The following is a 19,574-nucleotide window of genomic DNA, read 5'->3' on the forward strand; positions in this document are numbered from 1 at the left end:
CGTCGCGCGGGGGCCGCCGCGGTGGAGACTGCCAAGACGCGGATACGGGTGCCCGGCACCAGCGCCGGAATGCCCCGGCCCAGCGTACCGGCGGGGCCTGGCCGCCGCTCACCGGCGGACGGCGGTGACTCACCAGCGGACGGCGGTGAAGTCGACCGGCCGAGGCTTCAGCGCCCGCACACGGTCCGTCAGTTCCGCCAGGCGGCGGGCCGCCTCCGGGGCGGGCAGCCGCTTGCGGTCCCCGTGGCCCGGCAGCAGCCACTCGAACCGCAGGCGCGGTGCCGAGCGGGCCAGGGAGGCGGCCAGCTCCTCGATGGAGTACCAGGTCACGCTCTCCGCGACCTCGATGTCCTCCGTGGTGCGGGACCAGTAGAGGCTGTCGCCGCTGAAGCAGTACCGCTCGTCCGCGAGATAGAGCACGCTGCCCTCGGTGTGCCCGGGGAGCGGGTGGGCGACCACGCCGTCGGCGACCTCCACCGGCTCGGTGCCGCGCAGCACGCGGTCCGCGTCCGGGGCGGCGGCCAGGTCGCCCTCGTGGATCCACAGCCGGGCGCCGAAGCGGTCGGCCCAGCGGCGGCCGTGCGCCGCGTGGTCGCGGTGGGTGAGCAGCACCTCGGTCACCGGGCCGAGCGCCTCGTACCGCTCGGCCAGCGCCTCGCTCCAGCGCGGGGTGTCGACCATGACGTTCCCCGACGGGCGGCTGAGCAGGTAGGAGTTGGCGGCGGCGGTGTGCGTCGAGTTGTGTCCGCACAGCCACACCGAGTCGTCCAGGGCCAGCGGAAACGGGTCGAGCGCCGGGTCGAGCCGCCCGGTCGCGGGGCGGATCGACCGGACGTGGCAGGCGTAGGCGGCGGCGGCCAGCAGCCTGGTCTCCGCCTCGTCGCGCGGTTGGCGCAACACCCGCGACCGGCCGTCGGCCTCGCCGATCAGCCCGGGGGCGAGCTGCCGCGCCACATCGCAGTTCGTACAGCGGTCGTCCACATACCAGCCGCCCTGTCCTCCGGCCGGCCGTGCCGTGTCGCCCATGGTGTCGAGGTCCTCCCGTGTCCGCCGGTCACGGCCGGTGCCCGGCCGCTCACCCTCATGGATATCCCGGCCGCGGCGAAGAAAAGAAGGGGGTGCGGACCTTGTTGTTTTCCGGGGAGGCGTCTCTGAGCAACCGCGGCACAGACGGGTTTTTGTGGCGCTTTCTTCGCTTTTATCCTTAATGGCTGTCGAGAGCCAGCCGGGCGGCGAGCCCGCCGAAGACCACGGCCGAGGCCCGCTCCAGCCGGCGGCGGAACGAGGGCCGGCTGAGGAGCTTGTCGGCCAGACTCCCGGCGGCCAGGCCGACCGTGGCGTCCACCGGCAGGCCGACCAGGATGAACAGTCCGCCGAGGGCCAGCAGCTGCACCCACACCGGCCACGCCGATGCGCCCGTGGTGAGGAACTGGGGCAGAAACGCCAGGTAGAAGAGGATGACCTTCGGATTGGCCACATTGGTCAGCGTCGCCATCAGATAGAGCTTGCGCAGCGGCCGCCGGGGCACGGTGGCGCGGGCCGGGCCCTCCTGCTCGCCCGGCGTCCGGCGGCCCGCCCGCCAGGAGGTGACGGCCAGATAGAGCAGGAACACCGCGCCGGCCAGCCGCACCACCTCCAGCGCCTCGGGCGCCGCCCGGAACAGCGCGCTCAGGCCGAGGGCCGCGGCGAGCGTGTGCACGGCCAGACCGGTGGACATGCCGAGGGCGGCGACCAGCCCGGCGCGGCGGCCTCCGGCCGTGGCGTTGGCCACGATGAAGAGCATGTCCGGGCCGGGCGCGACGCTGAGCAGGAACGCGGCCGCCACGAAGGCGGCGATCAGGGAGAGATCCATGCCGCGAGTATCACCACGCCCACAAGCTCCGCCAAGGAATTTTCGCGGGCTACGGGGCGAGGCGCACGGGGCGAGGTGTCCGGGGCGAGGTGTCCGGGGCACCTCGCCCCGGGGCACGGTGTGCGGGGGGCGTACAAGACCGTGTCGTTGTCATGAAGCGGCCGTATCCGGGAGTCCGTACCCGTCCACCAGGGCGCGGGCCGCCCGTGTGGCGCGGACGGCGACCTCCGCCGCCACCGCCCCCGGCTCGCCGAACACCCCGTCGAGCAGCAGGGCGACATAGCCGCGCGCCACCGCCGAGAGCGCCTCCAGCAGCGCGACGGCGGCCTTGGCCCCCTGCTCCGGCGGCACCACCTCGAACGCGCTCGGCAGCAGCAGATCGATGAACTCCCGGGTGCTGTCGCGCAGTTCCAGGTGGTGGGCGCGCAGCCCGGGGGCGAAGAGCAGGTCGAAGCCGCCCCGGTGCACGGCGGCGGCGCGCACATAGCTGCCGGCGACCGCGGCGAGGCGCTCATGCGGCGAGGAGGCCGTGGTCATGGCCTCCAGGTGGATGGCCCGCAGCCGGCGCGAGACCTCCAGGGCGGCCGCCGCCAGCAGCGCGTCGCGGTCGGCGAAGTGGCGGTACGGCGCCCCGGGGCTCACCCGGGTGCGGCGCGCGGCCTCCGCCACCGAGAAGCCGCGCACCCCCACCTCGTCCACGATCTCCAGCGTCGCCCGGACCAGCGCGGCGGCCAGGTCGCCGTGGTGGTAGGCGCCGCGCTCCCTGCCCCCGCTGCATGCCATCCGGCTGACCTTACCGGATCCCCGGCCCGCGGCCCCCGGCCTTCTCCCGCATGGTCAGCAGCGCCGCGCGCGAGCGCTCGATACGGATCGGCAGATCGCGCACCCGCACCCCCGTCGCGTGGTGGAAGGCGTTGGCGATCGCCGCCGCCGTGCCCACGATGCCCAGCTCGCCGATGCCCTTGCCACCGACCGGGTTGAGCCGGTCGTCGCGCTCGTCCAGCCAGTGCGCCTCCATCCGCGGGACGTCGGCGTTGGCCGCGATGTGGTAGCCCGCGAAGTCGTGGTTGGCGAAGTCGCCGAACCCCGGGTCCACCTCGCCGACCTCCAGCAGCGCCATCGACAGCCCCATCGTCATCGCCCCCAGGAACTGCGAGCGGGCCGTCCTGGGGTTGAGGATCCGCCCGGCCGCGAACACCCCCAGCATCCGGTCGACCCGGATCTCGCCGGTGTCCCCGTCCACCCGCACCTGGGCGAACTGCGCGCCGAAGGTGTGGCGCGAGAGTTCCGCCCGCTCCCGGAGGTCCTCGGTGGTGTCGGCCACCACCTCCAGGCCCCCGTCCGGGACCACGCCCGCGTGCCCGCTCACCTCCTCCAGCAGCGCCCGGCACGCCTTGTGGACGGCCCAGCCCCAGGAGGACGTGCCCATCGAGCCGCCCGCGAACGCCGCCATGCCGTGCGACGCCCGGCCGATCTCCAGCCGCACCCGCTCCCGGGGCACGGCGAGCGCGTCCGCCGCCACCTGAGTGAGCGCGGTGCGCGCCCCCGTGCCGAGGTCCACCGCGCCCACCCGCACCACGAACGTCCCGTCCGGCTCGGCGCGCGCCAGGGCCGTCGAGGGCATGGTGTAGTCGGGGTGGTGGGAGGCCGCGACGCCGGTGCCCACCAGCCACCGCCCCTCCCGGCGGATCCCCGGCGCCGGGTCGCGCCGCTCCCAGCCGAAGCGGCGGGCGCCCTCGCGCAGACACGCCACCAGGCCGCGGCTGCTGAACGGCTTGCCCGTGCCCGGGTCCAGCTCCGGTTCGTTGCGGACCCGCAACTCCACGGGGTCGATGCCCAGCTCGCAGGCCAGCTCGTCCACGGCCGACTCCAGCGCGAACATGCCCGGGGTGTGACCGGGGGCGCGGAACCAGGCGGGCGTCATCACATCCAGCGGCGCCACCTTCACCGTGGTGCGGACGGCGGGCGCCGCGTACATCATCCGGGTCGAGGACACCGTCTGGTCGGCGAACTCCACGATCCTCGAGCGCGGTTGCACCGACTCGTGGTCGATCGCGGTCAGCCGGCCGTCCCGCCCGGCCCCCAGCCGGATCCGCTGGATGGTCGGCGCCCGGTGGGGGACCAGCGCGAACATCTGCTGCCGGGTCAGCGCGATCTTCACCGGCCGCGCCACCACCCGGGCGGCCAGCGCCGCCAGGACGGCGGGCGAGCGCGGAATGCCCTTCGACCCGAAGCCGCCCCCGACGTGTTCGGCGACCACCTCCACCGCCCCCGGGTCGAGCCCGAACAGCGCGGCCATCAGCTGCGCGGCCATGTGGGGGCCCTGGTTGGAGTCGTGCAGGGTCAGCCGGTCCTCCTCCCAGGAGGCGATGGTGGCGTGCGGCTCCATCGGGCTGACGTGCTCGACCGGGGTGGTGTACGTGGCGTCGGTGCGCACCGCGGCGGCGGCCAGCGCCGCTTCCACATCGCCGCGCTCCACGAACCCGGGGCTGCCGTCGGTCACCTTCTCGGGGACGTACGCCGCCTCGTGGTCCGCGCGCAGCACCACGTCGTGGGGCTCGGGCGCGTAGCCCACCCGCACCGACGCCGCGGCCTCGCGCGCGGATTCCAGGGAGGTGGCCACCACCGCCGCCACGATCTGGCCGTGGTAGGCCACCTCGCGGGACTGGAGTACGAACAGGTCGGCGCTCACCCCCTCGGCCTCCGTGTTCAGCCGCGGGGCGGTGCCGGGCTCGAGTACCGTCAGCACGCCCGGCAGGGCGAGCGCCGCGGTGGCGTCCACCTCCGTCACCCGGCCGCGGGCGATGGTCGACTGCACCGGCCAGACGTAGGTGATGTCCGGGGTCGGGAACTCGTAGGCGTAGCGCGCCGCGCCGGTGACCTTCTGGGGGCCGTCGACCCGGGTCAGCGGGGCGCCGATGGACTGCTCGACGGTGGTCATGCGCGGTCCTTCCTCGCGACGAGGTCGCGGATGGCGGCGACGATCAGATCAATGGCCAGGTCGACCTTGAACGCGTTGTCCGGCAGCGGACGGGCCGCCGCCAGCTCGGCCCGCGCCGCCTCCCGCAGCGTCTCCTCGTCCGGACGCCGCCCGCGCAGCAGGGACTCGGCCGTCCTGGCCCGCCACGGACGCGGCGCCACGCCGCCCAGCGCTATCCGGACGTCCGTCAGCCGGCCGTCCCCGTCCACGCTCACCACCGCGCCGACGCTGACCAGCGCGAAGGCGTAGCTGCGGCGGTCGCGCACCTTGCGGTAGGCCATCGCCGCGCCGGGCGGCGGCGCCGGCAGCTCCACCTCGGTGATCAGATCGCCGTGTGCCAGCACGGTCTCCCGCTGCGGCGTGTCGCCGGGCAGGACGTACAGCTCCTCCACGGGGACGGCGCGCGTGGTGCCGTCCGCCGACCGCAGCCGTGCCACCGCGTCCAGCGCGACCAGCGCCACCGCCATGTCGGACGGGTGGCTCGCCACACACCGGTCGGAGGTGCCGAGGATCGCCAGCTCGCGGTGGGCGCCCTCGATCGCGGGACAGCCCGAGCCGGGCTCGCGCTTGTTGCACGGCTTGGTCACGTCCTGGAAGTAGCCGCAGCGGGTGCGCTGCAGCAGATTGCCCGCCACGGTGGCCACCGTGCGCAGCTGCCCCGACGCGCCCGCCACCAGCGCCTGCGCCAGCACCGGGAAGCGCTGCCGGACGCCGGTGTCCCCGGCCAGCTCGCCGTTGCGCACGGCGGCGCCGATCAGCGCCGAGCCGTCGGCGCGGTGCTCGATACGGTCCTGGCCGAGGCGCGAGACGTCCACCACCAGGCCGGGCCCCGCCACGCCGAGCTTCATCAGGTCCACCAGATTGGTGCCGCCGCCCAGGTACACCGCGTCGGGCCGGTCCGCCACCAGCGCGGCCGCCTCCGCGGCGTCGGTGGCCCGTACGTACGCGAACTCCTTCATCGCGCGCCCCCGTCCGCCGCCGCCTCCAGGACCGCCTCGACGATGCCGCCGTAGGCGCCGCACCGGCACAGATTGCCGCTCATCCGCTCGCGGACCTCCTCGCGGTCCAGCGCGCCGACGCCCGCGGCGGTGTCCTCGGTCACCTGGCTGGGCCAGCCGCGCCGGGCCTCGCCGAGCGCCCCGATGGCGGAACAGATCTGGCCCGGTGTGCAGTAGCCGCACTGCAGTCCGTCGTGGTCGAGGAACGCCTGCTGCACCGGGTGCAGCGCCCCGCCCCCGGCCAGGCCGGCCACCCCCTCGATCGAGACGATCTCCCGTCCCTCGGCCGCCACCGCGAACATCAGACAGCTGTTCACCCGCTCCCCGTCCATCAGGACCGTGCAGGCCCCGCACTGGCCGTGGTCGCACCCCTTCTTGGTGCCGGTCAGCCCCAGCCGCTCGCGCAACACATCGAGCAGGGTGGTCCGGTTGTCCACGGTCAGCGCGTGGTCGGTGCCGTTGATGCGCAAAGTGATGTCGCTACTCGGAGACGAATGTGAGAGGCTCATACATCCAATGTATCAATCTCTTACATCAGTTGAGGGAATTTCAGAGATGCCTCAAGGAGAGATGCCTCAGGGAGAGTTGCCCCGGGTGGTCGAGGAGGCGTACCGATGGTGGCGGGAGGGCGAGCCCTTCGCCCGCGCCACGGTCGTGGACACCTGGCACTCCTCACCCCTCCCGCCGGGCGCCGGCATGCTGGTGGGGCCGGACGGCTCCGCCGTCGGCAGCGTCTCCGGCGGCTGCGTCGAGGGCGCCGTCTACGAGCTGGCCCAGGAGGTCGTCGCCGCCGGGACGCCGGTGCTCCAGCGCTACGGGGTCAGCGACGACGACGCCTTCGCGGTCGGACTGACCTGCGGCGGGACCATCCACGTCTATGTGGAGCGTATCGACCCCTCCACCTTCCCCGAGTTCGGCGAGGTGGCCGCGGCCGTCCGGGCCGGGGCGCCCGTGGCCGAGGTGACCTGCGTGGCCGTCGAAGGCCCCGACCCCGAGGGCAGGCTGGGCCGCCGCCTGGTGGTCCGGCCCGAGGGCACCACCGGGTCCCTCGGCTCCGAGCGGCTGGACGAGGCCGCCGCCGAGGCCGCCCGCGGCATGCTGGCCGGCGGGCGCACCGGCACCCTGCGCCACGGCTACGACGGCCGGCCCCTCGGCTCGGAGCTCACCCTGTTCGTATCCGCCCACGCCGCGCCGCCCCGGCTGCTGGTCTTCGGCGCCGTCGACTTCGCCGCCGCGCTGGCCCGCCTCGGCGGCTTCCTCGGCTACCGGGTCACCGTCTGCGACGCCCGTCCCGTCTTCGCCACCCGGCGCCGCTTCCCCGAAGCCCACGAGGTCGTGACCGACTGGCCGCACCGCTATCTGCGGGCCGAGGCGGAGGCGGGCCGGCTGGACGAGCGGACCGCGGTGTGCGTCCTCACCCACGACCCCAAGTTCGACGTGCCGCTGCTCGAGGTCGCGCTGCGCCTCCCGCTCGGCTACGTCGGCGCCATGGGCTCGCGCCGCACCCACGAGGACCGGCTGCGCCGCCTGCGCGAACGGGGCCTGGGCGAGGACCTGCTCGCCCGCCTCTCCTCGCCCATCGGCCTCGACCTCGGCGCCCGCACCCCCGAGGAGACCGCGGTCAGCATCGCCGCCGAGATCGTCGCCGACCGCTGGGGCGGCAGCGGCACCCGGCTGACCTCCCGCACCGGGAGGATCCACAGCGGCTGACCCCGACGGGGCGCACACCCGGCGGCGGCCGGTGCCCGAGACGGCCGGTGCTTGAGACGGCCGCGCGGCGCGGGCGGGACGGGGTCCACAATGATGCCGTTTCCATAGATGGGTGTAGGAGGAATCGAATCAGCCGTGGAGAGCGCGAGTAACACCGAGGAGCAAGCCGCCCCGGCGGGGCCCGCCGCCCCGGCCGGTCCCGCCGGTCCCGCCGGACCCGACCAGCCCGCCGGTCCGGCCGGGAAGGACGGGAAGGCCGGGAAGGACGGGCAGGCCGGGCAGGGCGGGAGCGGGTGGCGGCGGTGGGTGATGGACGTACGGCCCCTGCGGCACCGGCCGTTCCGCCGCCTGTGGGCCTCCACCTCCGTCACGACGATCGGCAGCCAGCTCACCGCCGTGGCCGTGCCCAAGCAGATCTACGACCTCACCCAGTCCTCCGCCTGGGTCGGCTACGCGAGCTTCGCCGGCCTGCTGCCGCTCGTGGTCTTCGCGCTGTGGGGCGGCGCGGTCGCCGACCGGGTGGACCGGCGCACCCTGATGCTGTTCACCGGCGTGGGCATCGCCCTCACCTCGGTGCTGTTCTGGGCGCAGTCCTTCGCGGGGGTCCACTCGGTGGCGCTGCTCATGGTGTTGCTCGCCGTCCAGCAGGGCCTGTTCGGCATCAACTTCCCCGCCCGCAGCGCCTCCATAGCCCGGCTCGTCCCCGCCGGGGAACTGCCCGCCGCGAGCGCCCTGCAGTCCACCGTCGCGCAGACCGGGATGGTCCTCGGGCCGCTGCTGGCGGGGGCGCTGATCCCCCTGATCGGCCTGTCCACGCTGTACCTGATCGACGCCCTCGCGCTGTGCGTCACCCTGTGGGCCGTATGGCGGCTGCCCGCGCTGCCCCCGCTGGACGGCGGCGGCGCCGTCAAGGAGAGCGGCCGGCGCCGGGCCGGGGCGCGGGAGGTGGCGGACGGGTTCCGCTACATCGTGGCCCACCGGGTGCTGCTGCTGTCCTTCCTCGCGGACATCGTCGCGATGGTCTTCGGCATGCCCCGCGCGCTGTTCCCGCAGCTCGCGTCGAGCACCTACGCGCCCTGGGGCGAAGGCTTCGCGCTGGGGCTGCTGTTCGCGGCGATACCCATCGGCGCGGTGGCCGGCGGGCTGCTGTCGGGCACCTTCTCCCGGGCCCGCCACCACGGGCTGATGGTCACCGCCGCCGTGGTCGTCTGGGGGCTGGCCATCACGGGCTTCGGGCTGAGCGCCGGACTGTGGTGGGCGGCCGCCTTCCTGGCCGTGGCGGGCGTCGCCGACATGGTCTCCATGGTCTTCCGCAGCGCCATCCTCCAGGCGGCCGCCACGGACGACATGCGCGGCCGGATGCAGGGAATCTTCACGGTCGTGGTCGCCGGCGGCCCGCGCCTGGCCGACCTGCTGCACGGCACGGCCGGCTCCCTGTTCGGCCCCCGCGCGGCGGTCACGGCGGGCGGCCTGCTGGTCGCCGCCACGATGCTCGCCCTGACCGCCGCCGTCCCCGACTTCCGCCGCTACACCGGCTGACGCCGCACGGCCGCGGCGCTTTGACCGAAGGGGCGCCCGGACGACCGGTTCTGATCCACAATGACACCCATGAGCGAGATTCGGCCACAGCCGCGGTTCACCATATTCGTCCACCTGACGGCCCTGCCGGCGTGGCTCGCCCTGGGACGGCCCGAGCGTCAGCAGATCATCGCCGAGCATGTGGAACCGCTGCTCGAGCGGCACTCCGCCGTCCAGGTCCGCTGGTTCGACGCCGAGGCGTGGGCGGCCGCTCCGTCCGACGTCCTGATGGCGACGACCGACGATCCGACGGCCTGGTCCGACCTGTTCGAGGGTCTTCGCGACAGCCCGCTGTGGAGCGTGCCCTACTTCCGCGTGGACATGGTGCTGCCCACGGTCGAGGACGGCTTCGCCGACTACGAGCGCCGCACCGGGCAGCGCGGCTGAGACCCCGGCCAGGATGCCCACCCTGCCCCAGCAGCCCCCGGCGCAGCCGGCGGGCCCGCACATGGTCGTGTGCGGCGACGACGCGCTCGCCCACCGCCTCGCCGCCGAGCTCAAGGACGTCTACGGCGAGCGGGTGACCGTCGTCATCCCCGCCACACCCTCCGCCTGGGAGCCGCGGTCGGCGCGGGCCGCCGCGCCGGGGGCGGGGCGCGGACGGGCGCGGGCCGCCGCGCTCTTCGGGCGGATGACGGCCGCCGTCGGCCGGCCGACGCTCGCCCCGCCGGGGCCCGCCACCACGTCGGCCGAGACGGGCATACGCGTCCTGGAGGCGGCCGAGCCCGACGACGAGGTGCTCACCGAGGCCGGGGTGGACCGGGCCGCCGCCCTCGCCCTGGTCTACGACGACGACGAGACCAACATCCACGCCGCCCTGCGCGCCCGCCGCCTCAACCCCCGGCTGCGGCTGGTGATCCGCCTCTACAACCGCAGGCTCGGCGAGTACCTGCGGGAACTGCTGGACCAGGCCGCGGCGGTCGCCGACCCGGAGTGGGGCGCGGCGGAGCCGGACGCCTCGACCACCGTGCTGTCGGACGCCGACACCGCCGCGCCCGCGCTGGCGGCCACCGCCGTGGCCGGCACCAGCAAGGTGATCCAGGCCGACGGGCTGCTGCTGCGGGCCGCCATCCACACCCCGCCCGGCCGGGACCGGATCGCCGACCCGGGGCTGTGCACCCTGGCCCTGCTGTCCTCGACCACCAACGACCCGGCGGGCCTGGAGGGTTCGGACAGCAGCGGGGCCGAGGGGCCGCGGCTGCTGCCCGACGACGGGGCCGTGGCCGCCGCGACCGGGCGCCGCACGGTGGTGCTGGAGGCCGTCGCGCACACCGCGCCGGCGCTGACCGCCGGCCGGCTCGGTGGCCGGGGGATGCCACTCGGCTCGCTGTTCTCCCGCCGGCTGCGGCGGACCGTGGTGGGGTTCGCCGCCGCGCTGCTGGCGCTCGCCATCGCGTCCTGGCAGATCACGGGGGAACATCCGCTGCGGGCCGCGTATCTGACGCTTCTGGACATCCTGGCGATCGGCGATCCCGCGCTGGGCCAGCCGCTGGCCCGGCAGATCCTGCAACTGCTGTCCGGACTCGTCGGCCTGATGCTGCTGCCCGTCCTGGTGGCCGCCACGCTGGAGGGCCTCGGCACCTTCCGGACCGCGTCCGCCCTGCGCCGGCCGCCCCGGGGGCTGTCCGGCCATGTCGTCCTGCTCGGGCTCGGCAAGGTCGGCACCCGGGTGCTGGCCCGGCTGCGGGAACTGGACATCCCCGTGGTGTGCGTGGAGGCGGACCCCCAGGCGCGCGGCATCGCGCTGGCCCGCCGGCTGAGGGTGCCCACGGTCCTCGGGGACGTCACCGAGGAGGGGGTGCTGGAGGCCGCCAAGATCGACCGGGCGCACGCGCTGCTCGCCGTCACCAGCTCCGACACCACCAACCTGGAGGCGGCGCTGTATGCCCGGTCGCTGGATCCCGGCCTGCGGGTGGCCATGCGGCTGTACGACGACCGCTTCGCCACCGCCGTCTACCGCACCCTGCGGGCGGCGCACCCCCAGGCGCTGACGCGCAGCCGCAGCGTGTCCACCCTGGCGGCCCCGGCCTTCGCGGGCGCGATGATGGGGCGTCAGATCCTCGGTGCCGTACCGGTGGAGCGTCGGGTGCTGCTCTTCGCGGCGGTGCCGGTGGCGGGCCATCCGCAGCTGGAGGGCCGTACGGTGGCCGAGGCGTTCCGGCCGGGCGCCTGGCGGGTGGTCGCCCTGGACACGGCGGACGCCGACGGCCGCTTCCGCGATCTGGCCGTGGCGCCCCCGGCCGACGGCAGCGGCCGGCAGCGGGGGCTGGTGTGGGACCTGCCGCCGGAGTACGTGCTGCGGCCCCAGGACCGCGTGGTGCTGGCCGCGACCCGGCAGGGCCTCGGGGAACTCCTCGGGCGCGGGCCGGTGTCCGGCCGTGCGGAGCCCGCCCCGCGCCCCGCCTCCCCGGGCCCGGGGTGAGCGCCGGGACACCGGCGTCAGGACGGGCCCGCCCGGTCCGGCGGAGGGCCCCGTCAGGCTCCTGCGAGCCGGCCGTGGTCGCCGGTGCCGTTGACGGAGGACGGCGGGCGGGTGGGGCGCTCGAGGATCCCCCGGGCGTCGGTGGGGAGCGCTTCGGGGGCGGGGCCCGGGGGCGGGGCGCCGGTGGTCTCGGCGCCGACCTGGTAGGGCTGGGCCGAGCCGTTGATCTTCTCGATGGCCTGCCGGGCCTGCTCGCCGGGGGAGCGGGCGGCCAGGGGCGCGGCCGGGGAGGGGGCGGAGGCGGCGAGCGGCTGGCCGCGGTCCGCGGCGGGCTTGGCGTGCGCGGCCGGCGGCCGGGCCCGCAGCCGGTGGCTGACGGCCTCGTCGAGGCTCACCGGGCGCTGCAACTGGGAGGCCAGGCGGCTGGCGTCCTGGCCCAGCCTGGCGATGTCCTCCCAGGACAGATGGAGCACGAGGCGGAGTTCGGCCTCTCCGCCCGGGAGGGCTTGGACGGGAGGGGTGACCGGCTCATTCATGATCGGGCCTCCGGGTGTCGGACATGGTCGGATCGGCGGCGCACGCCGCGCACCGGCGCGCGAACGGGGGTACGTGCGCCGGCCCCGTCCCGTTCACCACGCCGTTGACTTTGCCCCGGCCGTTCCCGCGATCGCGGGCCCGCGCCGCCCGACCGCCCCCTTCTTCCAGCCCACCGCCGTCTGGAACAATTTCTTCCTCCCCATGGTGGTGCTCTCGGACCAGCACCTGTATCCGCTCGCCCTCGGCCTCTACACCTGGAACAGCGCCGCCACCGTCTCCCCCGAGTACTACCCGCTGCTCGCCGTCGGCTCGCTGCTCGCCGTCGTCCCGCTGATCGCGGCCTTCGTCCTGCTCCAGCGCTACTGGAAATCCGGCCCCACCGCAGGGAGCGTCAAGTGACCGAACCCCGTCCCCGCCCGCGCGCCGCCCTCGCGATGGCGCGCCGGACCGCCCGGCAGGTGCTCGACGACCGGGCGCTGGCCCGGCTGACCCGGCTCACCGACCTCGACGGGGGCCTGGTCCTCGACGACCTCACCACCCCGGCCGCCCACCACGCGCTCGCCACCGCCGAACTGCTGATCACCGGGTGGGGCTGCCCGCCCGTGGACCGCGCGGCGCTGGACGCCGCCCCCCGGCTGCGCGCCATCGTGCACACCGCCGGGACGGTACGCCACCACATCACCGAGGCCTGCTGGGAGCGCGGCATCGCGGTCTCCTCGGCCGCCGCGGCCAACGCCGTGCCCGTCGCCGAGTACACCCTCGCCATGATCCTCCTCGCCAACAAGCGCGCCCTGGACATCGCCCGCGACCACCGCGCCGAGCGCCGCCGCGTCGACTGGAACGAGCGGTACCCCGACGCGGGCAACTACCGCCGCACGGTGGGCATCCTCAGCGCCTCCGCCATCGGCCGGCGCGTCATGGCCCTGCTGCGCCCGCACGACCTCGACATCCTGCTGTACGACCCGTACCTGACGGCCGACGAGGCCCGCGCGCTGGGCGCCCGCCGGGTGCCCCTGGACGAGCTGTTCGCCACCAGCGACGTGGTCAGCGTGCACACCCCGCTGCTGCCCGAGACCCGCGGCCTGGTCAGCCGCGAGCTGCTGGCGGCCCTGCGTACCGGCGGCACCCTCGTCAACACCGCCCGCGGCGCGATCGTGGACCAGCGCGCGCTGACCGACGAGGTGCTGGCCGGGCGGCTGTACGCGGTGCTGGACGTCACCGAGCCGGAACTGCTGCCCGCCGACTCCCCGCTGTACGACTGCGACCACGTGCTGCTCACCCCGCACATCGCCGGGTCCACGGGCGGCGAGCTGCGGCGCCTGGCGGACCTCGCGATCGGCGAGGTCGACCGCTACGTCCACGGGCGGCCGTTCGCCCACCCCGTACGCCCGGAGATCCTCGACCGCTCGGCCTGACACCCGGTGCGTCAACGGCGGCCCCGTGCTGCCCGCCGCGCGCGGGCCCTCTCCGTACCCTTCTCCGTACTATGTATAATGTACGACGTACAGAGATAGGAGTCCCCTGTGAAGATCACGTCCAGTGCGGTGTCGCTCAACGTCGACGACGTCCCCGCCTCCAGCGCTTTTCTCATCGAGCACTTCGGGTTCCGCGAGGAGATGGCGGCGGACGGCTTCGCGTCCCTGACCCGCGACGACGCCGGCCTGAACGTCATCTTCCTGCAGCGGGGGCTGGAGTCCCTCCCGGCGGACCAGCGCGACGAGCACGCCGCCGGCCTGATCCTGGCCTTCGTCGTCGACGACCTCGAAGGCGAGCTGGCCCGCCTGCGCTCCGAGGGCGTCACGATCACCATGCCGCTGACCGACGAGGAGTGGGGCGAGCGCGCCTTCCAGGTGCGCGACCCCAATGGAGTGATCGTCCAGCTGGTCGACTGGAACGCCCCCACCGCCCACTGAGGCGACCGGGCGGCGGTGTGCCATCACCGGCTCCGACGCGACCGTTGCGTACGCTGACCCGGCCGTCTGCCGAAGCGGCCGGTTCGATCCAGCGGTTCGACGGGAGTACGTGATGGCCAGCTCCGCCCGTGCGGGCACCGACGCCGGGGGACGGATGCGGCGGCGCCTGCGCGCCTGGATGCTGGAGGGCCTGGCCGACATGGCCAAGCAGCAGCCGGGCCCGCACGCCCAGTTGCCGCCCGAGCACCCGGGCCGGCCCTGGTGGAAGGTCATGTGCCTGACCGGCGTGGACTACTTCTCCACCCTGGGCTACCAGCCGGGCATCGCCGCCCTGGCGGCCGGCGTGCTCTCCCCGATCGCCACGCTGGTGCTCGTGCTGGTCACCGTCACCTGCGCGCTTCCGGTGTACCGGCGGGTGGCCGCGGAGAGCCCGCACGGCATGGGCTCGATCGCGATGCTGGAGCGGCTGCTGTCGTTCTGGCAGGGCAAGCTGTTCGTGCTGGCCCTGCTGGGCTTCGCGGCGACCGACTTCCTGATCACCATCACCCTGTCGGCCGCCGACGCCACCGCCCACCTGGTGGAGAACCCGAACGTCGACGGCGCCCTGCGCGGCCATGAGGTCCCCGTCACCCTCGTGCTGATCGCCCTGCTCGGCGCCGTGTTCCTCAAGGGCTTCACCGAGGCCATCGGGCTGGCGGTGGCCCTGGTCGGCATCTATCTGACGCTGAACCTCGTCGTCGTGGTGGTGGCTCTGGAACATGTGCTCACCCACCCGACGGTGGTCTCGGACTGGACCCGGGCCCTGACCGCCGAGCACGGCAACCCGCTGGTGATGATCGGCCTGGCGCTGATCGTCTTCCCCAAGCTGGCGCTCGGCCTGTCCGGCTTCGAGACCGGAGTGGCCGTCATGCCCCACATCGAGGGCGACCCCGGCGACACCGAGGAGCGCCCCGTCGGACGGATCCGAGGGGCCAGGAAGCTGCTGACCACGGCCGCGCTGATCATGTGCGTCTTCCTCATCGCCAGCAGCTTCGTCACCACCCTGCTGATCCCGCACCACGAGTTCGAGCCGGGCGGCCGGGCCTCCGGCCGCGCCCTCGCCTACCTGGCCCACGAGTACCTGGGCAACGGCTTCGGCACCGTCTACGACATCTCCACCATCGTCATCCTCTGGTTCGCCGGCGCCTCGGCCATGGCCGGACTGCTCAACCTCATGCCCCGCTATCTGCCGCGCTACGGCATGGCGCCGCACTGGGCGCGGGCGGTGCGGCCGACGGTGCTGGTCTTCACCCTCGTCGCCTTCCTGGTGACCTGGATCTTCCGCGCCAATGTGGACGCCCAGGGCGGGGCCTACGCCACCGGGGTGCTGGTGCTCATCTCATCCGCCGCGATCGCCGTGACGATCGCCGCGCACAGGGCCGGGCAGCGCCACTGGACGGTCGCCTTCGCCGTCATGGCGGCGGTCTTCGTCTACACCACGGGCGCCAATGTCGTGGAGCGCCCGGACGGGGTGAAGATCGGCGCCTGCTTCATCGCCGGCATCGTCGGTCTCTCGCTGATGTCCCGGGCGGCCCGCGCCTTCGAACTGCGGGTCAGCCATGTGGAGCTCGACCCCCTGGCCGAGCGCTTCGTCCGCGACATGGCCCACCGCACCATCCGCTTCATCGCCAACGAGCCGGACCGCCGGGACCTGGCCGAGTACCGCGACAAGCTCCAGCAGATCCGGGCCGACAACGACCTCCCGCCCGAGGAGGACCTCATCTTCGTCGAGGTGACCGTCTCCGACCCGTCCGAGTTCGAGACCGAGCTGCGGGTGTGCGGGGAGGTGCTGCACGGCCGCTACCGGGTGCTGACCCTGGTCAGCTCCTCGGTCCCCAACGCGCTCGCCGCGATGCTGCTGCACGTACGGGACCTGACCGGACAGCGGCCGCACATCTACTTCGAGTGGACCGAGGGCAACCCGATCGCCCACTTCCTGCGGTTCTTCCTCTTCGGGCACGGGGAGGTCGCCCCGGTCACCCGCGAGGTGCTGCGCGAGGCCGAGCCGGACCGGGCCCGGCGCCCGCATGTGCACGTCGGCTGAGGCGCTCCTCGGCGTGACGCGCCGGCTACCGCCCGGCCTCCGGCGCGTCGAACCGGGCGAGGTCGCGCAGCCAGGCATGGGCCGTACCGTCGGACGGCGCGCGCCAGTCGCCGCGCGGCGAGAGCGAACCACCGGCCGAGACCTTCGGACCGTTCGGCATCGCGGAGCGCTTGAACTGCGCGAACGCGAAGAAGCGGCGGCAGAAGACCTCCAGCCAGCGCCGGATCTCCGGCAGGTCGTACGCCGCCCGCTTGGCCTCCGGGAAGTTCGGCGGCCAGTCGCCGGCCTCCCGGTCGTGCCAGGCGTGCCAGGCCAGGAAGGCGATCTTCGACGGCCGGAACCCGTAGCGCAGCACGTGGAAGAGGGTGAAGTCGTGCAGCGCGTACGGACCGATCTTGGACTCGGTGGACTGAAGCTCTTCGCCCGGCACCAGCTCCGGGCTGATCTCCGTGTCGAGGATCGCGGCCAGCGTCGAGCCGGTCTCCTCGTCGAACTGGCCGCTGTTGATGACCCAGCGGATCAGGTGCTGGATCAGCGTCTTCGGCACCCCCGAGTTGACGTTGTAGTGGCTCATCTGGTCGCCCACGCCGTAGGTGGACCAGCCCAGCGCCAGCTCCGACAGGTCGCCGGTGCCGAGCACGATGCCCCCGCGCTGGTTGGCCAGCCGGAACAGGTAGTCGGTGCGCAGCCCGGCCTGCACATTCTCGAAGGTGACGTCGTACACCGGCTCGCCGGACGCGAAGGGGTGGCCCATCTCGCGGAGCATCAGCCGCGCGGTCGGGGTGATGTCCAGCTCGGCGGCGGTGACGCCGAGCGCGCGCATCAGCTTGTGGGCGTTGTCCTTGGTGTGATCGCTGGTGGCGAAGCCCGGCAGGGTGAAGGCCAGGATGTCGCTGCGCGGGCGGCCCGCGCGGTCCATCGCCCGGGCCGCGACGATCAGCGCGTGGGTGGAGTCGAGACCGCCCGACACCCCGATGACCACCTTCGGGCCGCCGATCGCCGCCAGCCGCTGCTGGAGCCCCGCGACCTGGATGTTGTACGCCTCGTAGCAGTCCAGGGCGAGGCGGTCCGGGTCGGCCGGGACGAACGGGAAGCGCTCCAGGCGACGCCGCAGCCCGAGGTCGGCCGTCGGCGGGTCGAGCCGGAACGACACCTCCCGGAAGCCGCCGGCGCGCGCGGCGTGGGTGCGGCGGTTGTCGTCGAACGTGCCCATCCGCTGCCGCTCCTGCCGCAGCAGGTCCAGGTCCACGTCGGCCACCGCGCACCGGTCGTCGACCGGGAACCGGTCGGTCTCGGCCAGCAGCACCCCGTTCTCGTAGATCATGGTCTGGCCGTCCCAGGACAGGTCGGTGGTCGACTCGCCCTGGCCGGCCGCCGCGTAGACATACGCGGCCAGGCAGCGCGAGGACGCCGCGCGGCACAGCAGCCGCCGGTCCTCGGCCCGGCCGACCGTGATCGGGCTGCCCGACAGGTTGACGAGCACGGTCGCCCCGGCCAGGGCCGCCTCCGCGCTCGGGGGCACCGGCACCCACATGTCCTCGCAGATCTCCGCGTGCACCACAAGACCGGGCACGTCCTGCGCCGCGAAGAGCAGATCCACTCCGAACGGCACCGTCGCGCCGCCGACCCGGATCGTCCCGCCGCGCTCGTCGTCGCCCGCGGCGATCTGCCGCCGCTCGTAGAACTCCCGGTAGTTCGGCAGGTACGACTTGGGCGCGACGCCGAGGATCCGGCCGCGGTGCACCACCACCGCGCAGTTGTAGATCCGGTTGCGGTGGCGCAGCGGGGCGCCGACGACCAGCACCGGAAGCAGCTCCGCCGACCCGGCCACCACCGTCTCGAGCGCCGCCTCCACCTCGTCGAGCAACGCGTCCTGCAGCAGCAGGTCCTCGATCGAGTAGCCGCACAGGCCCAGCTCGGGGAAGACGGCGACCGCCACCCCCTCCCGCGCGCACCGGCGCGCTTGCCGCAGGACCGCTTCGGCGTTGGCCGGCGGGTCGGCGATGGCGGTGTGGCCCGTACACGCGGCGACGCGCGCGAAGCCGTGCTGATAGATCGACCAGAAGTTCAACGTGACGTCCTCGAATGCAGTGGATCACATCGACCGTGCCCTGCCGGCGCGGTCCCAGCAGCATGCCACCCGGCCCCGCGCCGCGCTGCGGCGGGCCGCGGGTTCCCCCGGCAACGGCCGCCAGGTCAGCGGCGGGGCGGCAGCCGGTGCAGCTCCACGCCGGACAGCCGCCCCGACGACACCTCGGCCGTCATATAGGTGCGGTACGGCTGTCTGCGCCGGTCGGTGGGCGAGCCCGGGTTGAGCAGCCGCAGCCGGTCCCCGGCCACGGAGTCCCACGGAATGTGGCTGTGCCCGAACACCAGCACGTCCAGCTCCGGGAAACGCTCGGCGCAACGTGCCTCCCGCCCCCGTGCCGGCCCCGTCTCGTGCACCACGCCCACGCGTACCCCGCCCAGCTCCGCGTACGCCACCTCCGGCAGCCGCGCCCGCAGCGCCGGGCCGTCGTTGTTGCCGTACACCCCGATCAGCCGCCGGGAGCGGGCCTGGAGCAGGTCGAAGGTGGCGGTGTCCACCCAGTCGCCGGCGTGGACCACCACATCGGCGCGCGCCACCTCGGCCAGCAGCTCCTCGGGGAGCTCCCTGGCGCGCCGGGGGACATGGGTGTCGGCCATCAGCAGCAACCGCACCCGGCGACCCTACCGCGCGGGCCCGCCGGACGCCCGCCGTGTCGGAGGGGCCGCGTAACGTGCGACGCGACCCGATGGGTGAAAAATAGTGTGCCAAGCGGCTCGGAGCGGGGTAATCGGGCCGGGGTAAGCGGAGCCGGGAGGGGTGAACGGTGATGGCGGAGCAGGAGAAGGCGACGGACCGCTATCCGCGTCCGGTGGTGTCGGCCGCCGAGGCGGAGTGGGTGTGGCGGCTGCTGTCGGTGCAGGCGCTGGAGGACGGGGCCCTGCCCGAGACGGTGCGGCTCGCCGTGGTGGTCGGGCTGGCCCGGGCCACCGGCGCGCGCTACGGGGACCTGCTGCGCTGCACCACCGATGCGCTGGACCTCGACGCGGCCTGGGTGACCATCGAACACGGCAAGCACCGCGTCCCGCGCCGGCACGGCCTGGACCCGGGCACGGTCATCGTGCTGCGCCGCTGGCTGCGGGTGCGTCAGGGGCTGTGCGCGGAGCTGGAGGGGACGGTGCCGAAGGCCCTGCTGCTCACGGTGCACCACACCCACGACAACGGCGTCACCGTCGCCGCCGGGCTGCCCATCACCCGCCAGGGTCTCGTACTCTCCTGGCGCCGCTTCGTCCACCGCACCAACGCCACCCACGCCGCCCGCCGCCCCCCGCTGCCCACCCGCTTCGAACAGCTCCGCCGCGTCTGGTCACGGACCTGAGGGGGAGGCGCCCGGCGGGTGGGGCACCCCCGGCGGCGACCGGGGGTGCCGTGGGCAAAGTCGCGGGCCGTCCAGGCCCAAGCCGGGACGGCCCGGA

General features: G+C 74.3%; 17 protein-coding genes and 1 pseudogene. 9 read left to right on the top strand and 9 right to left on the bottom strand.

Annotated elements, in window-relative coordinates; translation table 11 throughout:
* Window positions 1–129: 129 nt before the first annotated feature.
* The 6 genes from ABFY07_RS29725 to ABFY07_RS29750 all read right to left on the bottom strand — a co-directional run bounded on the left by ABFY07_RS29725 (window position 130) and on the right by ABFY07_RS29750 (window position 6,339).
* Window positions 130–1,026, bottom strand: a complete 897-nt coding sequence (locus tag ABFY07_RS29725; RefSeq protein WP_346177459.1) for an MBL fold metallo-hydrolase — start codon at window positions 1,024–1,026, stop codon at window positions 130–132.
* Window positions 1,027–1,204: 178 nt separating this feature from the next.
* Window positions 1,205–1,852 (bottom strand): LysE family translocator, encoded by a 648-nt coding sequence (locus ABFY07_RS29730; RefSeq protein WP_065966930.1) that lies wholly within the window; start codon window positions 1,850–1,852, stop codon window positions 1,205–1,207.
* A gap of 150 nt (window positions 1,853–2,002) precedes the next feature.
* Entirely contained in the window at window positions 2,003–2,635 is a 633-nt protein-coding gene (locus tag ABFY07_RS29735; protein WP_346177460.1) for a TetR/AcrR family transcriptional regulator, read from the bottom strand.
* A 10-nt stretch (window positions 2,636–2,645) separates the two neighbouring features.
* Window positions 2,646–4,793 carry a xanthine dehydrogenase family protein molybdopterin-binding subunit gene (locus ABFY07_RS29740; protein WP_346177461.1) on the bottom strand — a complete coding sequence of 716 codons (2,148 nt, stop codon included), beginning with the start codon at window positions 4,791–4,793 and terminating at the stop codon, window positions 2,646–2,648.
* Window positions 4,790–5,791, bottom strand: a complete 1,002-nt coding sequence (locus ABFY07_RS29745) for an FAD binding domain-containing protein (protein ID WP_346177462.1) — start codon at window positions 5,789–5,791, stop codon at window positions 4,790–4,792. The genes ABFY07_RS29740 and ABFY07_RS29745 overlap by 4 nt, the downstream gene beginning before the upstream one ends.
* Window positions 5,788–6,339, bottom strand: a complete 552-nt coding sequence (locus tag ABFY07_RS29750) for a (2Fe-2S)-binding protein (protein ID WP_346177463.1) — start codon at window positions 6,337–6,339, stop codon at window positions 5,788–5,790. Before ABFY07_RS29750 ends, ABFY07_RS29745 begins: the two co-directional genes overlap by 4 nt.
* 61 nt (window positions 6,340–6,400) lie before the next feature.
* Here ABFY07_RS29750 and ABFY07_RS29755 point away from each other — a divergent pair, with 61 nt between their 5' ends.
* The 4 genes from ABFY07_RS29755 to ABFY07_RS29770 all read left to right on the top strand — a co-directional run bounded on the left by ABFY07_RS29755 (window position 6,401) and on the right by ABFY07_RS29770 (window position 11,540).
* Entirely contained in the window at window positions 6,401–7,540 is a 1,140-nt protein-coding gene (locus tag ABFY07_RS29755) for an XdhC family protein (protein ID WP_346177464.1), read from the top strand.
* 135 nt (window positions 7,541–7,675) lie between these two features.
* On the top strand, window positions 7,676–9,079 hold the full coding sequence (locus tag ABFY07_RS29760) for an MFS transporter (RefSeq protein ID WP_346177465.1): 1,404 nt from the start codon (window positions 7,676–7,678) through the stop codon (window positions 9,077–9,079).
* A 69-nt stretch (window positions 9,080–9,148) separates the two neighbouring features.
* On the top strand, window positions 9,149–9,505 hold the full coding sequence (locus tag ABFY07_RS29765) for a darcynin family protein (RefSeq protein ID WP_346177466.1): 357 nt from the start codon (window positions 9,149–9,151) through the stop codon (window positions 9,503–9,505).
* A gap of 13 nt (window positions 9,506–9,518) precedes the next feature.
* Window positions 9,519–11,540, top strand: coding sequence for an NAD-binding protein (locus tag ABFY07_RS29770; RefSeq protein WP_346177467.1), 2,022 nt, complete (start codon window positions 9,519–9,521; stop codon window positions 11,538–11,540).
* Between the two features lie 53 nt (window positions 11,541–11,593).
* Here the strand turns inward: ABFY07_RS29770 and ABFY07_RS29775 are convergent, their stop codons facing one another.
* A complete protein-coding gene (locus ABFY07_RS29775; protein WP_346177468.1) occupies window positions 11,594–12,076 on the bottom strand; it encodes a hypothetical protein in 483 nt (160 codons plus the stop codon).
* Between the two features lie 157 nt (window positions 12,077–12,233).
* On the opposite strand from ABFY07_RS29775, the pseudogene ABFY07_RS29780 reads away from it, so the two are divergent.
* The 4 genes and pseudogenes from ABFY07_RS29780 to ABFY07_RS29795 form a co-directional block, all read left to right on the top strand.
* A pseudogene (locus ABFY07_RS29780) lies at window positions 12,234–12,476 on the top strand (carbohydrate ABC transporter permease); the annotation flags it as partial.
* Window positions 12,477–12,511: 35 nt separating this feature from the next.
* Window positions 12,512–13,492, top strand: a complete 981-nt coding sequence (locus ABFY07_RS29785) for a hydroxyacid dehydrogenase (protein WP_428837033.1) — start codon at window positions 12,512–12,514, stop codon at window positions 13,490–13,492.
* Window positions 13,493–13,600: 108 nt separating this feature from the next.
* On the top strand, window positions 13,601–13,990 hold the full coding sequence (locus tag ABFY07_RS29790; protein WP_346177470.1) for a VOC family protein: 390 nt from the start codon (window positions 13,601–13,603) through the stop codon (window positions 13,988–13,990).
* A gap of 112 nt (window positions 13,991–14,102) precedes the next feature.
* Entirely contained in the window at window positions 14,103–16,073 is a 1,971-nt protein-coding gene (locus ABFY07_RS29795; protein WP_346177471.1) for an APC family permease, read from the top strand.
* A gap of 25 nt (window positions 16,074–16,098) precedes the next feature.
* On the opposite strand, the gene ABFY07_RS29800 is transcribed toward ABFY07_RS29795, so the two are convergent.
* Window positions 16,099–18,144 carry an NAD(+) synthase gene (locus tag ABFY07_RS29800; RefSeq protein WP_346177472.1) on the bottom strand — a complete coding sequence of 682 codons (2,046 nt, stop codon included), beginning with the start codon at window positions 18,142–18,144 and terminating at the stop codon, window positions 16,099–16,101.
* Window positions 18,145–18,269: 125 nt separating this feature from the next.
* Window positions 18,270–18,773: a metallophosphoesterase family protein gene (locus tag ABFY07_RS29805; protein WP_346177473.1), complete on the bottom strand. Its 504-nt coding sequence runs from the start codon at window positions 18,771–18,773 to the stop codon at window positions 18,270–18,272.
* Between the two features lie 155 nt (window positions 18,774–18,928).
* On the opposite strand from ABFY07_RS29805, the gene ABFY07_RS29810 reads away from it, so the two are divergent.
* The gene (locus ABFY07_RS29810) at window positions 18,929–19,477 is read left to right on the top strand and encodes a tyrosine-type recombinase/integrase (protein WP_346177474.1); all 549 of its coding nucleotides are present in this window, start codon (window positions 18,929–18,931) and stop codon (window positions 19,475–19,477) included.
* The last annotated feature ends 97 nt before the right edge of the window (window positions 19,478–19,574 follow it).

It is taken from the genome of Streptomyces sparsogenes subsp. cuspidosporus (assembly GCF_039532705.1).
Lineage (GTDB): Bacteria > Actinomycetota > Actinomycetes > Streptomycetales > Streptomycetaceae > Streptomyces > Streptomyces sparsogenes.